Genomic DNA, 15,520 nt, shown 5'->3' with positions numbered 1-15,520 from the left:
AACCCCTCTCCTTATTAAATGCATGGTATATTGTTCTTACAGGTAACAATCCTTCCACATCACCTCCTTAAATAAGCTTCCGATTTATCGATTTATCCTTTTAATGAACCAATCATGACACCTTTTACAAAGTACCTTTGTAAGAAAGGATAAACAATAATGACAGGTAACGAGGACACGATCATTACTCCATATTTAATAATGGCTGCCAACTGTTGATTACTATTGATTAACTGGGCCGTTTCACCAGTAATATTGGTATTATTAGAAGACATATCTTGTAACACTAATATCTCTCTTAAGACTAACTGTAATGGGAATAAATCACGATCCGAGATATAAATTAAGGCATTAAAGTAACCATTCCAATGTCCCACACCATAAAACAATGCCATGACCGCTATAATTGGTGCAGATAGTGGTAAGATTATTTTAAAAAACAATTTAAGGTTAGAGGCACCATCAATAATTGCCGCTTCTTCAAGTCCTTTTGGAATCGTTGATTGAAAAAACACTCGCGCAATAACAATGTTCCAGACTGCTGCAGCATTTGGTAATACCATTGCCCAGATTGTATCGATTAAGCCTAAATCTCTTACAACTAAGTAAGTGGGGATAAGACCACCTGAAAAGAACATAGTTAAAACGAATATGGCGGTGAAAAATCCTCTCCCATAAAAATCTTTTCTCGCTAACGCATACGCTGCTGGAATCGTTACTAATAAATTGATAAATGTACCTAATGCCGTATAAACAAGTGTCATTAAGTACCCTTGCCATATCGAATCATTTCCAAAAATCAGTCGATACCCTTCAAAGGTAACGTCTTTTGGAAGTAACCACATTTCTCCTGTATTTACAGCTGTAGGATCACTAATCGATGCACTAATGATATAAATCAATGGATAAAGCACTACCACCAAGGCGACCGTTAAGCAGAAATATACAATCAACTTAAAAAACTTATCTGTTTTCGTTTCATACAATGTTGTTGAATCCATTTCTCCACCCCTTTACCATAAGCTTGTTTCACTTGTTTTCCGTGCAATTTGATTGACTGCGATTAATAAAATGGCATTAATTACTGCATTAAATAAACCTACCGCTGCAGCAAAACTGTATTGTGCGTCTAATAAACCTGCTTGATAAACAAATGTAGCAATAACATTAGAAGATTCCATGTTTAATGGATTTTGTAATAATAAAATCTTCTCAAAACCTAATGCCATAATGTTCCCTAGGTTCATAATGAGTAAAATAATCATCGTCGGAACTAATGTTGGAATATTAATATAAATAATTCTTTGGAACCTTGAAGCACCATCTACAATTGCTGCTTCATGCTGCTGGGGATCGACACCAGATAATGCTGCTAAATAAATAATCGTACCCCACCCCGTACTCTGCCAAACACCTGATAAAACATACACTGTTTTAAACCAAGCCGGATCACTCATAAATGCAATTGGTTCCAATCCAAAAAATTGAATAATATGATTGATAATCCCTGTTGTAGGAGATAAGAAGGCAATGATCATCCCTGAAATAACAACAACAGAAATAAAATGTGGTGCATATGTAACCGTTTGAACCGTTCGTTTATAAATACCATCTTTCGCTTCGTTTAGTAACAGTGCTAATAGAATAGGTAATGGAAAACCTACAATTAACTCATATATACTAATCCCAAGCGTGTTCTTTAATAAATCCCAGAAATAATAAGAATCAAAAAATCGTTCAAAGTGTTTGAGACCAACCCATTCACTTCCCAAAAACCCTAATGAGGGAACATAATCTTTAAACGCTATTTGAATACCGTACATTGGTACATAATGAAAAATAATAAAGTAAAGGAGTGCTGGCAAAATAAAAATGTACAATTGCCAATTCTGAATTATTTTTCTATTCTTCTTCGTCTTTAGTTTTACTTTTTGTTTATTAGTTACAGCTGAATTTACACTGCCCATAAATTGCTTTCCTCCTTTTCCAACTTTTCCATTCGCTATCTGATATCATCATAATGACTAAAAGTAAGCGTTATCAATATGTCGTTTTTGCTTTGACTTGTCATTATTGCTTTATCTAGATGCTAATAAGTTGGTAGATAACGCTTTCAAAGAAAGTCAATATGTAGAAATTGATCTATATGTGGATTTTGATATATGTCTTTCTTGTCATTTGTCAGATCTACAATCTAACAATCTCCTATCCCATTTTTGCTGCACCTTAAAACTTCGACTATGTCGAAACTTCTACTGTGTAGAAATTTTATACTTCCAAACATACTAGAAAAACTCGCATTCGCTCGTCCTTTTAGCGGATGCGTTAGCTTTTCTTATACTTTGGACTTTAAAATTTCCGCTTCGTCGCTTTACTACTTGCAATAATTTTATACTTTCTAACGTACAAAAAAAGAAATGAACTTCTACAATTAGAAATCCACTTCTTTTCCTTACTTTTACATTTCTTCACTTATCTGCTTACTATATAGTTGCCGATATTTTCCTGGTGTCATTCCAACAATACCTTTAAATTTCCTTGTAAAATTAGCTACATCTTTATAACCTACATCTACGACAATATTCTTTATGGGAGCATCTGTTGCTATTAACTCCTCCTTCACTTTTTCGATGCGTAAATTTTGCACATATTGTTTGAAGTTATACCCGGTTTGTTCTTTGATAAATCGACTTACATAAGAAGCTGATAGTTGAAATTCTAATGCTATTTTTTCTAAAGATAAATCATACAGGTGATAATGTTCATCTAAGTATGTGATGATATTATTTCTTAATTGATCATTATGACTTTTCTTACTACTATTCACCTGATCACAAGCTAGATCAATGATGCTATAAAGCTCATTGTAAAGTCCTTCAATTGACTGAAAATCAAAAACGGACTCTAATTGACCATGCTTAGGGGTAATCCCAACCTCTGTTATCGTTTTAATCACTGTATTAATGATTTCAAAACTAATCGCTCTTAAAAAAGAAGGAGATAGTTCTTTATGCTTCATTGTATCGAATATTGTAGTTAGTGATTCTTGAGCAACTTGCGTATCACCATGTTTAATGCTTTGCACAATCTTTAATAATTCTTCTTTCGGATAGCCTAATGAAGCAGTTGGCTCTTTCTCAATCTCTTCAAAATAAATACAACTACCTTGTGCATAGTAATATTTATATTCTAAAGCGGCTAATGCCTCGATATAGGACCTGTTAATGAGGGTAATATGATCAACAATAGAGCCAGCACTAATAATTGGCTTTACCCTTAATTTTTCCTTTGACTCTGTTCGTAATCTTTTTACAAAGTTTTGACGCTTTTGGGTGACAGTTGCTAAATCACCATCCATTTTAATAATTAAAGCAACTGCATCTACATACAACAAATCTACGCCAAATGCTTTTACATCATCTAATCGAAAGCTATTTACTAGCTCATAGATCGTTTCTTTTTCGATTAATTTCTTGGAGGACGAGCGACCACTTTCTAATGAAAGAATAAGAGAAGCATAATAGTCACCAGCTATATCTAAATGTAACGTATTATTGTAGTTTGTTATCTCTTCTTCCTTATTAAAATCCCCTTTTAATATTTTAGTAATAAATTGATCACGTGCAAATGATTGATGCTTATAAACGGTTTCGCTCAATTTTTCGTGGTCTTCAAAAACGGACGTGACCGTTCGTTTAATGGTCTCCAGTTCATTAATGGTAGCATTTACTGTTTTATTACGACTTACGGAGTTAAACAAGGAACGAATAGGATGATATTGTCTTCTCGCAAGGATAACGGCTAGTACTCCCCCTAATATAAAAACTCCAATACATAATAAGATAATAAGTAACCTCGTATTGGCTAATCGTTCAAAAAATTGATCTGTTTCCATTATCGTGACAAACTTCCATTGAGATATCGTTGACTCAACTGCAGCTAACGAATAATCTTCATTATTCAACTCTATTGTATTAATTTTTCTAAATTCACTTTTATCCAGTTTTACTTCATTGATGTTGATGGTCTTATCTTTAATCGTTGAAGCGAGAATTTCATTATTACCTGATACTATGTAGGCATTGCCTTTAAAATCACCCATTACATTCTCGATCAGTTCATTTAAGCTTTTCTCCTTAATTAAATATAATACAGAACCATACGTACTATTACTATCTAACGTAATTGGAGTAAAGTAGGCAACAAATTTATCCTTACTTCCATAGTTATTTTGTTTCTCAAAAAGGACATTGTTTGGAATATTCGTGTGAAGAAGCTCATCGAAATCATTTAATTCGATGTAATAAAATTGGTATTTATTCAAAAATGCAGGGAGACTAAATGACCCTTCTGATGAATAAATCGTGTTACTTTGATGATAAAAAATTAACAATTCTTCTAATATCGAACTATTTGCTTTATACTTTTTCAACTCAGCTACTGCCTCGAGCCCATAATACGGGTGATGAATCATATATGGAGTCAATCGTGGATCATGTGCAATCCTGTTCGAAATGGATTCTAATTCACTCATTCTCTCATTTGTAATAGCTGCAACCTGTTCCAATTTGGCTAAATTGGATTGTTCGATTTCTTCCTTTAAATTACTTACAGAATTTAAATAAATAATGGAACTCATAATTACAAAAGGGACAAAGAAAACGATTAGATAGGAAACAATATAATTAATAAACAATTTAGATTTAATCAAAATACCACCTTCTCCCTATACAAGCAATTAACTCCTTCCATAGGAGGGGGTTTTACTTTTTTGTTTTATTTTTTGCTGATTTTCTTCCACACCTACACACGCCCTATACGAAAACCAAAGAATGGGGTACAAGGTTAAAGGCACGCCTACAAAAGCCGTTAATACCGGAAGATACCAATATAAATAATACAAAATAATAAGGGAGATAAACATAGCGATCGCTTCAAAGGGTCTAGCTAAGGCTATAAGGATGGATTGTTTATAATACTGTAATAAGGTTAGATCATAACGTACATAGACAATAAGAAAGTGACAAAAACTCGCCAAGCCAACGATTATGAAAAACATTAATACTAAATGAAAATAAAAAGATTGGATATATGTTTTAGATACAAAATAATCGACATATAAGAATAGACCAATCAATAACCAACCTAAAAATAAAACATTTGTTTTTATAAAACTTTTCTTGTATGTATTCCAAAACTCTTTTACAATTGGAACTTCCTTATTCTCTGAAAACCACTTATGTATAATAGATGCCATTGCTACTGTAGCAGGAGCAATCCCAAATACCCCGACACCTAACAAGGTTAAGATAATCCAACAAATATTTAAAATCATCATTCTAGCTAACCAAAAGCCAAACGTATATAGATATTTAAAAAATCCGTTAACGAATACCACTGTATTTCCCCCTAACTTGTTATTTTCTCTATCATATCAAAAAAGCGCTCAAAAAAGAAAGCCCTTTCAAAATTTGCAAAATATTCAAAACAGAATTAATTTCAGGAAAAACATCTCTTAAAACCATCAAAAAACCTACCACTTCTTAACCAGAGGTGGTAGGTTTCAAACTTAGCTTAGCTGTTCTATTAATTGCTTTACTCTTTTCGTTAATTGTTCCTTTGCACTTGCCGAAATAAAGCGTTCCATCGACCGTTTCTCTACTTGTCTTTCGAACTTGGCAAGGAACTTACGCGCTTGTTTAATGGAGTCTTTTTCATAATGGTGGATCATTTGCCTATACGTATTGGTCAATTGTTTTGCCAATGGACCTCGCAGGTCTCCCGACTCGATGTATCCATCCATTAAATCTTGTAGGCTAGACAGCTGAACAGGAAATTCAACAGTGGGAACGAGAACTGTTGACCAATCCATATCCGAACCAAAATAAAAGCTCGTATAGGATGGTTGATTATAGGACGTATTTTGTCTCGCCACCTCTGCACGATACTGTGGATCATGCATTAACGTATAAAGCTTGTGATCTGTTACTTCTGTACTCAAGTAAATACGAATAGCTGAGCTATCCTCTGTTCTTACTAGTAACTCCTCACGCCAGTCACCAAATATATCTGCAACAAGGCTTGGATTTCCTTTCGTCCAGTTATTGGTTCTCGTACCTTCTGCCGTTAACACAGTACCCTTCTGCCAATCATCAATGGTTGGAGTTTGGTCTCTAGATCCATTAATAAGTTGAGTCGTCATATCAGCAGACCATTTAATGCTCATGTTGGTTCCAGGAAGCCCCTTGGATTCAGTAATGTCTTCCCCCTCAGCCGTTTGTAATTTAACAGCCCATGTTTCTAAGCCTGGTTTCGTTGGATCTATATCACCGATCATTCCGCGGCCAGTATCTTTTCCTGTGTAATCACCATAAAGAACCTCACCAGTCGCAGCATCTCTTAGTGCATAACCATAAGGAGCCCAAGCACCGCCTTCAAAAACCATATACATTTCCAAACCAGGTCTGTTCGGATCAATATCGGCAACATGCATGGCATCTCCATGGCCTAAACGAGCGATTCCTTCTCCAGCTGCTTCCTCCGGCATCTCATCCATCGAGCTATACAATAAAGAGCCATCATGATCAATCGTAGCCGAGCCATAAACAATTTCTTGTTTTCCATCTCCATCAACGTCTGCTGCACTTAAGGAATGAAAGCCTTGAGTGGTAATACTTCCAAATTCCTTGTCCGTTCCATCCACACCGTGTGGACCATCATTAAATGGGTTGCTCATCGGTGTCCAACCACTGTCTACATACCAATTTTCACGAAGATGCTCCCCATCCCAGTTGTAAGTGACAATCGTAGCTCTTGTATAATAACCTCTAGCAAAAACGGCAGAAGGCCGTTGCCCATCTAAATACGCAACACCTGCTAGAAAACGATCGACACGATTACCAGGCTCGATACGGGACATAGCATAATCTCCCCATCTTAATCCATCATCTCGACGCCCAGGCTTGTAATGAATTGTCTCTAACTCTCCACCAGTTTCTCCATCAAAAACCGTCACATACTCTGGTCCTTCTAGGATAAAGCCTTCAAAATTGCGTAAATCGTTACGACTACTTCTTTCTGGAGCATAGACATCGATAAAATAATCAGCTAGATTTTCTGCGTCCTCCTGTGATAAAGGATAAGCATATTTCGGTTCTATTCCAAAGCATTCCTCTAATGTAGCAGGCCACTCTCCACTAATAACCTCTTCTTGCTCATGCCAGTTTCTAAATAAGTCTACGATATGTGCATAATAATCCTCACTACTCATGCGATAATCATCATGATGACTGTACCCCTGTTCCTTATCCTCTTCTGGCATCGTGATAAATTCTTCCGATATTACTTCACCGTTTTCATCATATCTGAGTACCTTCGTACCAGGAGCTGTCTTTAACATTATTTCTGACTTACCATTGCCGTCAAAATCATATACTAAAAACTGTGTATAATGTGCTCCTGAGCGGATATTGACACCTAAATCGATTCGGTAAAGAAGTTTTCCATCAAGAGTGTACGTATCAAGATAGGTTTTTCCAGTATAGCCAACCTGAGATACATCCTTAGCATTAGACGGCTCCCATTTGACAACATACTCGTATTGACCATCTCCGTTCATGTCCCCAACAATCATATCATTCGCGTGGTAAGTAAAAGATTCCCCTGCTAGTGTTATTCCATCTGCAGGCTTTTGTAATGGTAAATCATAATACGCTTTGTCCCACGGGAGAATCGTTTTACTTTCTTCTACCTCTTTTCCATTTATTACGGCATGAACCGCATATTCATGATTGCTAGAGCCTGCTTTATCCAAATAGTTCGTGCTTTCCTCGACTGTTGCCATCTTTTCACCATCTCGATACACATGGAAATTCACACCTGTTAGCCCTGTTTCAGAATAGCCAGTGACTTCATTAGCTAGTAAACGCCAGCTCAAGAAGATACCTTCCGAAGTAGATGCAGCTACTAAGCCTCGATCTAATTTTTCTAGCTGGATACTGTTCATTGTACCTTTTTTCTCTACTGCTGAAATATTAATCACACCCGAAAATAGTAATACTAACGTACTAATGGAAACTAGTGTCTTTTTTGCCCATGATTGCTTTAACAAATAATCACTCCTTTTTGAAATCGCTTACAAATTTTAGATTAAGAAAAATTTACCTCCCTTCCTGTTTTCGATTATACCAACATAGCTTGGTTACACCATTAAAAAATCAGTGAAACTTGTTGAAAAATCAGAGGTTTTTTCTAAGGAGAATAATCTCCTATTTCTATCACGAAAAAAAGCATCCTTCTATACGTAAGTATACTTTACAAAATGCAAACGATCCTTTACAATGGTATATAAGGAGAGATCATAATGAAGAATCGGCTTAAGGAGTATCGAGCGCGTTATGGCTATTCACAGGAAAAGCTGGCAACTCTTATTGGTGTAACGCGGCAAACGATTGGATTTATTGAAAAACAAAAGATGCTCCCATCCGTATTACTAGCAATAAAGCTAGCAAAGGTTTTCCAATGTAAAGTGGAGGAGTTATTTTTGCTAGAAGAGGGAGATGAGGACTTGTGAATAAATTTAAGCTCTATCACCCACTAATTATGGCATGTTTCTACTTTGCCTTATTACTATTCTTCGGATATGTTGATTTCATTATGAATAATCCCGACCAAGCCATCTTAACCATAAATGGGTTTAGAATCCACTTATTTATGGTCATACTAATCATTGGATTCATTGGTTTTTCTAGCTTTTTAATTGTCTATACGTACTATTATCAAAAGTGGAATAAAGGGAATCCTTTGTCACTTAAACCACCAGAAATCAATGAAGAAGATGAAGGAACCCAACATATTTATACGATCGCTACGAAACGAATCTATATGTTTTATACAACCGTGATTCCGATTCTTACATTGATTGCGTTTTATTTGCACATGATTTCCTTTGAATTAAGTGCAAATATGGTAGTATATGTTCTCTTAAGTATTTTGACGATTCATTATTTCCTTTATTATAAAGTGATTTGGGATTTTATGAAATAAAATCCTACAAAGAAGCATATATACTATCAAATGTTAGATTGTTGCATTATAGGAGTACATCCTATTTGCATATTAGAAAAACTCGGCATTCGCCATGTCCAATACCGAGTGCCGAAGTTTTTCTTATACTATCAACAAATAAGAATTTTATCTTACTGATAGTATAATAAGCCTTCTAAAGCTAATAGCTTTAGAAGGCCCCCCATTACACACATTCAGCTTTTACACTAACACCCCACTTGTGCCAGCTCCAGTTACCACTGAAAGAACCACCTTGGTATACAAGACACCAGATAGTTAAACCAGCAAAGATAGTGAATGCAAGTGTTAAAAGTACTGCTAATAACACGATAAACCAACCATCGAATTGCACTTTACGATTTTCAACCATTGCAGTAAGATTGCTTTTCAAAGATGCAAGAGTAAGTACAACTAATAAAGATAAACGATTAACTAATGCCATTTTTTTCACCTCCTTTCAAGTGTAGAGCCTTTATGAAATATTGCTTTTATTATCATCATTCCATCACCAAGTGGTGGAATGATGTTAATAACATGGAACACATACAAAAAACCGGTAAACATGAGGACATTCTGGTTTGTCCATTTCGCAAAAATAATCAGAACAAGTCCGATAACTAGTAGAATAAAAAGTGGCATCGCTGCTACCTTCATCATTTCCTTCGATGTTAAAGTGAATTTCGGATAGATAGTAATTTTGGCAAAGGTGAATTCTACCTCCAACTCTCCTTCCTCCCTACTCTTTTTCAATAAGATTGCATGCAAGTATTCATGAATAATAAAGGAAAGAAATAAGCCACCAAAAAAAATAACATAAAATTGAAGGATGTATCGAGCCATTGTCCAGCTTGTATGTATTACTAATGGAAGTAGACTGAATACTACCATTGCCACAAGTAATTTTTTGTAATGTCCAAGGAATAGTTGGACAAAAAGCCAAAAGCTCACACGATCTAGCGAATAGACAACCTTCATGAAGCTGCCGACTTTCGCTTAAACAATGATAGGATAAAAATAAATAGGACAAACAAAATAGCTATCGTTATAAAAATTGGAATACCATTAGCAACACCAAATTGCATTTCCAATGTATCCTCCGATGTTGGGGTACTGTTAAAGAAGAGACTACCAAAATAGGTAGTTCGATAACCTTCCTCCCCGCTACTAAAAAGCATGATTAGGAAACTAGCCGTTAAAATAAATAATGTCGTGATAATAGCTGCTATTAAACTATTAATGTATGTCAACAAATTTTTCATTTCGAAAACTCCTTCTCAGATTGATTAAGCCCTGAATACTGAATAATATCATGACCAAGTAGAAAAAAATCAGAATAGCTATATTCATCCAAAGGCCCAAATTCATGAAGGTTAGCGAAATTCCTATCACAAGTATCGGAATCATCACAACAGCAATACTCGTGATAACGGAAAATGGATTGTCATTATAGGGGGGAAATAATATCCCTGCTAACACGAAGATTAGCACACCGAATGTAACGACAACATATGGAATGATGAAATGAATAACCGTTGTAATCATGATAAATCCAGATAATAATAAGGGGATCGAAACAAGATAAATAATAATTAGCTGTGAGACTAATAAATATAAATAATCCTTCCATGCCACATAATCAAATTTATACATCATTTGTCTCAGATTTTGTGAATGGATAAAGCTATAGATACCATTAAAACTAAGTAAAATCATCGTATAAAGGATATATTCACTTAAATTAAAAAGAATAAGTATAATTGCTGCTAAATACACAAGTGCTATCGTATTCAATGTATTCATATTTCGAAAAGTGCTTAATACATATGCTTTCATAACAGAAACGTTTTTTGCTTGAAAGGCAAGAAGATGCTTGGAGTTCGACATATGAGATTGGTCAGGGATCACAATAATGAGTCCAGTCATTATAACGACAAGACCGACATACAAGAGAGTCGTTAACCAAAAACCATAATTCTCATGAAATTGTTGAAAGAATAAGAGTATACTCTCCGTTGTATTGGTTTCTTGAATCAAATCATTAGCAAGCTCCTGTACCAATGTTTGTGCTTTTCTCAAGAAAACCGCAAAAATAAAAACAAGAATAGATAGATTAATAATGTGGAAGAGCTTTTCTATTTTGAAAAAGGTGCAAGCAAAGGAAACTAGCTTGGAAATCACCTGTAACGAGAGATAAGCAAAAGTACTGACATATAACAAATTCACCATTAATACATCGATAAATGCGAATTGATGGATCAATACCATAGACAGGACAACGGAAAAGGAAAGTAGAAATATTACTACAAAGGAAATCAATGTCTCATAAAGAAAAACAGAGAAATTCCGCTCCTTACTACTAATCGGAAAATTAATCGTCATCCGTAAAAATCCATCCACTTTGGAGAAGATCACTTTGAGAAAAATCGTGACAACAATCGTCCAAAGTATGATTGTACTAGAGTATGTATTCAACAGAAATAAAACGATTTCTTCTGTCTGTAATGCTTCAGAGAAAAATATAAATACAGACACTGCAATGACTGTCATTAAAATAAGAAAGGCAACAAGTAACAAAATACGAATAAGTGGATTTTTTAATATGCCAAAGTTTAGTACTTTTCGCATAAAAAAGGTGCTATATAAATGAACTAGATGCTTAATTGGATATACTCTCATTTTTGCCCTCACTAATAGCTTTTAGATTTTTATTTACTTAGCTCGAGATAATCTCATTTTTTAAATCTTCATGATTCATTATCCCTCTAAAAATAGAGAGCAAGCTCGTAGTTTGGCGGACATCGTCAATCTTCTTTTCGGTATGAATTTTTCCTTGGTAGAGAATAACGACCTTATTACACATTTCTTCTAATAGATGCAGATCATGTGAGCACATAATCACGATCTTATTCGGCCCAGAAAAATTCATTAATAGTAGTTTCGTAATTTCTCTTGATTCGACATCCATTCCATTCAATGTTTCATCAATAATTAATATTTCAGGATCAATCAACATCGCAGCAATGAGCTGAACCTTCTTTTTCATCCCATTGGAATATTCCTCTATGAGGACATCTAATGCTGAATCAAAGGAATAATATTTGACTAAACGGTGAAAACGTTCTTCATCCATAGAGGCATTATACATTTTTAGCATAAGATTTATGTATTCTTTTCCAGTTAGAAACTCTGGAAGGACATCATCACTCGGTAAATACAATACAGCATTCTTAACTTTAAAATCATTATGATCAAGTCCGTCAAGCTTAATCGAACCTTTTTGTTTTTCTAAAAGGTCACAAATCAACTTGATTAAGGTTGTTTTTCCACAGCCATTCGGACCAATTAATGCTAGAAAGTCACCTTGTTGGACAGTTAGGTTAAGGCCATTCAGTACCGGTGTTTTTTTATCATAAGAGAAGTGAAGTTGTTGAATTTCTAGCATGACATTTACCTCCTTAGGCAAGAGTTAAAAATAGTCATTCGAAAGTCTCCTGTTTCATTCATGGAGGATTTAATCTGAAGGAATTTTCTAAAGTGATTATAACAACCTAAAAATAAGCAATCAAGGTTATTTTCCAAATTTAACATTGTTTAACAATTCCTTAACAAAGTCGTAATAGGACTAATAAAACTATTAAAACATCAATCAGTGGGAGGATTTATCCTCCCACTGATTTTCCTAGATATGCCTGTTTCATTTTTTTTAATCCATATGCAGCAACAGCTGTTGGCGTTTGATTTTCAAAGCTTTCCATAAAAAGCTCAAGTGATAAATACCCCTGATAATTTATGTTTTCTAAATAGCTGACAACTTTTTCTGTTGTTATCACCCCGTCACCTGGAAACAGACGCTCTCTATCTGTAATTTGATTTCTTGTTAGATATTTTGGATAATCATTGACATGAAAGATACCGATGTTTTCCCGTTTTAAGTAGGCTAAATTATCAAATGAACTTCCACCTTTATACATATGAAAAGTGTCTAATAAAAATTTAACATTGGGAAGTCCGCTTTCCAATGCGATAAACATTGCCTCGCTTAATGTTGCTAATTTCTTAGCATGCCCCCAAAATTCTAAATAGACATCCAAACCAATTTGTTCTGATAAAGTAGTTAATGTTACAAAATGGTCTGCAATTTCAGCTAAGCTTAGATTCTCCATATTCTCACAAGGAGGCGCTGCGACAGCTCTACTTCCTATTTCTTTCAGTATTCTCATCTCTTCTTTTGCTTCCTTCAATCCTTCTTTCATTCTTTGTTCATCCTCATCTGACCAGTTGAAAAAGGTAATCGTATTCACTAAGGAAATTCCATGATCCGTAATACAATCTCTTAATTCTCGTAATGAGCCTCCACTTTCCAAGAAAGTTACTATATCCTTCATCCAAAGTTCTATTCCGTCATAACCTGCTTCTGTAGCAATTCTGATTTGTTCTAGAATGTTCAAATTAAATGGGAACAAGGTCGAGGAATTTAGCGCAAACTTAACATGCCGCATTTGTTTCATCCTTTATCAAGTATTTGTGTCCACTCCTCACTGTTACTCGAGCATGATGGCTATATTTTAATCCCTTGCTATCGTTTAAAATAATGTCGTAAATGTTTAACCGCCTTAATAATTCCCTGTTGTTCTGCCTCAAGGGATTCACTATAACGATGATCTTCTAATTCAATACTGATAGGTCCTTTATATCCTATTCGTTCCAGACGAAGAGCAATCTTCCCCCAATTAATTTCACCATCTCCAGGAATGGTATAGCGCCATGAACCTTCAGAAAACAGATATTTTTCGCCAAAAGTTGATGGCAGGACACCACATTCATAAAGCTCATCATGTAGAATCTCCGTATCTTTACCGTGACAATGGTTGACTCTCTCACCAAATTCATTTAATACTCGAATATAATCAATACCTAGTCGTACTAAATGTGATGGATCATAAGTCATTCCAAAGTGTTGAGATGGAATGGTCTCAAACATTGCTCGTAACATTTCAGGTGTACAGCCAAGCGTAGGATAATACGGAGCTGGTCCTGGCCATCCTTCGATTGCAATATAAAGACCTGTTTGTTCAGCATGTTTTACTATTTCGGGAAATGTCTCCTTCCAAATAGCAAAGCCCTTTTTTCGAGATAATTGAGGATCCTCTGGCACGAGACATATAAATATTGTTCGTGCTCCTAACGATGATATGTGATCCATTTGCTGTTTTAAGCTGTTTACAGCATTAGCTCGACTTTCTTCATTTATACTAAGCAATTGTCCTACATTTTTTACATCAACTGTTCCGACAGTAATACCTGCATGATCACATGCTTTTATTACGTCTGGGGTTAGTTCTGGGACATCAAGGGAATCTAAGCCAACCTCTGCCGCCCAATTAGCCACCTTTTCCATACCTTGTTGACCAATCTGCCCTGGAATACGCATTCCAATTTGAAAATTCATATGTTTAGCCTCTCTCCTATTCTTCATCCATTTCATAAGGCTTGTAGCCTGCAGATTTATAAACCATTTCCGAAAATTCGACTACTTTTAATGCAAAATCTCCAGGTACCTTTACCTCATGTTTACCTAGGATTGCATCAATAAAGCTCTTGTCTTGATTAGTAGTTTGCTTAGGAAGTTCTGGGATAATCATTTCCCCATTGGATAAGTACACCTTTATTTGATCATTATCGTAAAAAAGAGCACCTTTCTCTCCACAAAAAACATATGTTTCATGCCATATAGGAGCATAACCAACAAGATTTAGTCCAGCAATGGCTCCTTCTTTAAAACGAATCGAGGTAAAAGTATCAATTTCTACTGGCGCACCCTGTTGAGAGAGCTTTGTAGATATTTCTATTGGTGTTAAACCAGTTGTCCAGAGGAGAACATCGATGATATGACTGCCAGAATCCATCAAAAATCCTCCACCTGATAATTTCGGGTCTTGCCTCCATACGTACTTATCCTGTCTTCCCCTCCACCACTGTTGGTACAGAGATGCCGTTATAGATGTTACTTTACCAAGTTTTCCACTTTGAATGATATCATGGATATAAATAAATTCTGGTTGAAAGTGACGTTGGTACGAAACTTGCATCATTTTACCCGTCCGATTTGCTGTTTCCATTAATTGTCTTGCCTCTTTTGAAGAGCAAGTCATCGGCTTTTCGATTAACACATGTAAACCTTTTTCTAATACAGCGGTTGCTTGTTCAAAATGAAGGGTATGTGGCGAACAGATCACTACACCATCTAATTCAACCTGTTCAAGCATGTCTTGATAATCAGTAAATTGCTCGACCCTTTGTAAATCATTCCTTACTATAAATTGATTTCGTGCTGTTTCACTAATGTCAGCAATTGATTTAATCTCTACATTTTCTAACTCTAAAAGTTGTTCGGCATGTACTTGAGCCATTCCCCCTGTACCAATAAAACCAATACGAATTTCTCTCACAGTTT

At 35.3% G+C, this 15,520-nt stretch carries 15 protein-coding genes; 2 read left to right on the top strand and 13 right to left on the bottom strand.

Translation table 11 applies throughout. From position 1 onward, the window contains the following. Positions 1-92: 92 nt before the first annotated feature. The 5 genes from DLJ74_RS17200 to DLJ74_RS17180 all read right to left on the bottom strand — a co-directional run bounded on the left by DLJ74_RS17200 (position 93) and on the right by DLJ74_RS17180 (position 8,110). Positions 93-1,001: a carbohydrate ABC transporter permease gene (locus DLJ74_RS17200; RefSeq protein ID WP_109985383.1), complete on the bottom strand. Its 909-nt coding sequence runs from the start codon at positions 999-1,001 to the stop codon at positions 93-95. Between the two features lie 12 nt (positions 1,002-1,013). After that, positions 1,014-1,967: an ABC transporter permease gene (locus DLJ74_RS17195; protein WP_109985382.1), complete on the bottom strand. Its 954-nt coding sequence runs from the start codon at positions 1,965-1,967 to the stop codon at positions 1,014-1,016. 491 nt (positions 1,968-2,458) lie between these two features. Beyond that, positions 2,459-4,711, bottom strand: coding sequence for a helix-turn-helix domain-containing protein (locus tag DLJ74_RS17190; protein WP_109985381.1), 2,253 nt, complete (start codon positions 4,709-4,711; stop codon positions 2,459-2,461). A gap of 27 nt (positions 4,712-4,738) precedes the next feature. Further along, positions 4,739-5,398 (bottom strand): YesL family protein, encoded by a 660-nt coding sequence (locus DLJ74_RS17185; RefSeq protein WP_109985380.1) that lies wholly within the window; start codon positions 5,396-5,398, stop codon positions 4,739-4,741. Between the two features lie 171 nt (positions 5,399-5,569). Next, complete coding sequence (locus DLJ74_RS17180; RefSeq protein ID WP_109985379.1) at positions 5,570-8,110, bottom strand: rhamnogalacturonan lyase family protein; 2,541 nt, start codon at positions 8,108-8,110, stop codon at positions 5,570-5,572. Between the two features lie 252 nt (positions 8,111-8,362). Between DLJ74_RS17180 and DLJ74_RS17175 the strand changes: the two genes are divergently transcribed. Together DLJ74_RS17175 and DLJ74_RS17170 are read left to right on the top strand one after the other, a co-directional pair. Beyond that, complete coding sequence (locus DLJ74_RS17175) at positions 8,363-8,572, top strand: helix-turn-helix transcriptional regulator (RefSeq protein ID WP_109985378.1); 210 nt, start codon at positions 8,363-8,365, stop codon at positions 8,570-8,572. Beyond that, on the top strand, positions 8,569-9,045 hold the full coding sequence (locus tag DLJ74_RS17170) for a hypothetical protein (RefSeq protein ID WP_054788404.1): 477 nt from the start codon (positions 8,569-8,571) through the stop codon (positions 9,043-9,045). The genes DLJ74_RS17175 and DLJ74_RS17170 overlap by 4 nt, the downstream gene beginning before the upstream one ends. A 205-nt stretch (positions 9,046-9,250) precedes the next feature. On the opposite strand, the gene DLJ74_RS17165 is transcribed toward DLJ74_RS17170, so the two are convergent. The 8 genes from DLJ74_RS17165 to DLJ74_RS17130 all read right to left on the bottom strand — a co-directional run bounded on the left by DLJ74_RS17165 (position 9,251) and on the right by DLJ74_RS17130 (position 15,515). After that, positions 9,251-9,508 (bottom strand): hypothetical protein, encoded by a 258-nt coding sequence (locus DLJ74_RS17165; protein ID WP_054788405.1) that lies wholly within the window; start codon positions 9,506-9,508, stop codon positions 9,251-9,253. A 5-nt stretch (positions 9,509-9,513) separates the two neighbouring features. Continuing rightward, the gene (locus DLJ74_RS17160) at positions 9,514-10,041 is read right to left on the bottom strand and encodes a metalloprotease family protein (protein ID WP_109985377.1); all 528 of its coding nucleotides are present in this window, start codon (positions 10,039-10,041) and stop codon (positions 9,514-9,516) included. Next, positions 10,038-10,325, bottom strand: coding sequence for a hypothetical protein (locus DLJ74_RS17155; RefSeq protein ID WP_109985376.1), 288 nt, complete (start codon positions 10,323-10,325; stop codon positions 10,038-10,040). The genes DLJ74_RS17160 and DLJ74_RS17155 overlap by 4 nt, the downstream gene beginning before the upstream one ends. After that, a complete protein-coding gene (locus DLJ74_RS17150) occupies positions 10,300-11,742 on the bottom strand; it encodes a hypothetical protein (RefSeq protein WP_109985375.1) in 1,443 nt (480 codons plus the stop codon). The genes DLJ74_RS17155 and DLJ74_RS17150 overlap by 26 nt, the downstream gene beginning before the upstream one ends. 37 nt (positions 11,743-11,779) lie before the next feature. Next, positions 11,780-12,508 (bottom strand): ABC transporter ATP-binding protein, encoded by a 729-nt coding sequence (locus tag DLJ74_RS17145; protein WP_054860340.1) that lies wholly within the window; start codon positions 12,506-12,508, stop codon positions 11,780-11,782. Positions 12,509-12,725: 217 nt separating this feature from the next. Beyond that, positions 12,726-13,565 (bottom strand): sugar phosphate isomerase/epimerase family protein, encoded by an 840-nt coding sequence (locus DLJ74_RS17140; protein WP_181397640.1) that lies wholly within the window; start codon positions 13,563-13,565, stop codon positions 12,726-12,728. Positions 13,566-13,642: 77 nt separating this feature from the next. Beyond that, positions 13,643-14,515: a sugar phosphate isomerase/epimerase family protein gene (locus tag DLJ74_RS17135; protein ID WP_109985373.1), complete on the bottom strand. Its 873-nt coding sequence runs from the start codon at positions 14,513-14,515 to the stop codon at positions 13,643-13,645. Positions 14,516-14,531: 16 nt separating this feature from the next. Further along, positions 14,532-15,515, bottom strand: coding sequence for a Gfo/Idh/MocA family protein (locus DLJ74_RS17130; protein ID WP_109985372.1), 984 nt, complete (start codon positions 15,513-15,515; stop codon positions 14,532-14,534). Positions 15,516-15,520 lie beyond the last annotated feature (5 nt).

Origin of the sequence: Gracilibacillus dipsosauri (genome assembly GCF_003176895.1) — a bacterium.
GTDB lineage: Bacteria > Bacillota > Bacilli > Bacillales > Amphibacillaceae > Gracilibacillus > Gracilibacillus dipsosauri.
The sequence above is the reverse complement of the archived record's forward strand: the minus strand, read 5'-3'. Positions and strand labels throughout refer to the sequence as shown.

Coding starts and splice junctions, on each gene's coding strand:
- DLJ74_RS17140 (WP_181397640.1), bottom strand. CDS start 13,565: ATGCGGCATGTTAAGTTTGCGCTAAATTCCTCGACCTTGTTCCCATTT.
- DLJ74_RS17165 (WP_054788405.1), bottom strand. CDS start 9,508: ATGGCATTAGTTAATCGTTTATCTTTATTAGTTGTACTTACTCTTGCA.
- DLJ74_RS17135 (WP_109985373.1), bottom strand. CDS start 14,515: ATGAATTTTCAAATTGGAATGCGTATTCCAGGGCAGATTGGTCAACAA.
- DLJ74_RS17155 (WP_109985376.1), bottom strand. CDS start 10,325: ATGAAAAATTTGTTGACATACATTAATAGTTTAATAGCAGCTATTATC.
- DLJ74_RS17150 (WP_109985375.1), bottom strand. CDS start 11,742: ATGAGAGTATATCCAATTAAGCATCTAGTTCATTTATATAGCACCTTT.
- DLJ74_RS17175 (WP_109985378.1), top strand. CDS start 8,363: ATGAAGAATCGGCTTAAGGAGTATCGAGCGCGTTATGGCTATTCACAG.
- DLJ74_RS17145 (WP_054860340.1), bottom strand. CDS start 12,508: ATGCTAGAAATTCAACAACTTCACTTCTCTTATGATAAAAAAACACCG.
- DLJ74_RS17195 (WP_109985382.1), bottom strand. CDS start 1,967: ATGGGCAGTGTAAATTCAGCTGTAACTAATAAACAAAAAGTAAAACTA.
- DLJ74_RS17160 (WP_109985377.1), bottom strand. CDS start 10,041: ATGAAGGTTGTCTATTCGCTAGATCGTGTGAGCTTTTGGCTTTTTGTC.
- DLJ74_RS17200 (WP_109985383.1), bottom strand. CDS start 1,001: ATGGATTCAACAACATTGTATGAAACGAAAACAGATAAGTTTTTTAAG.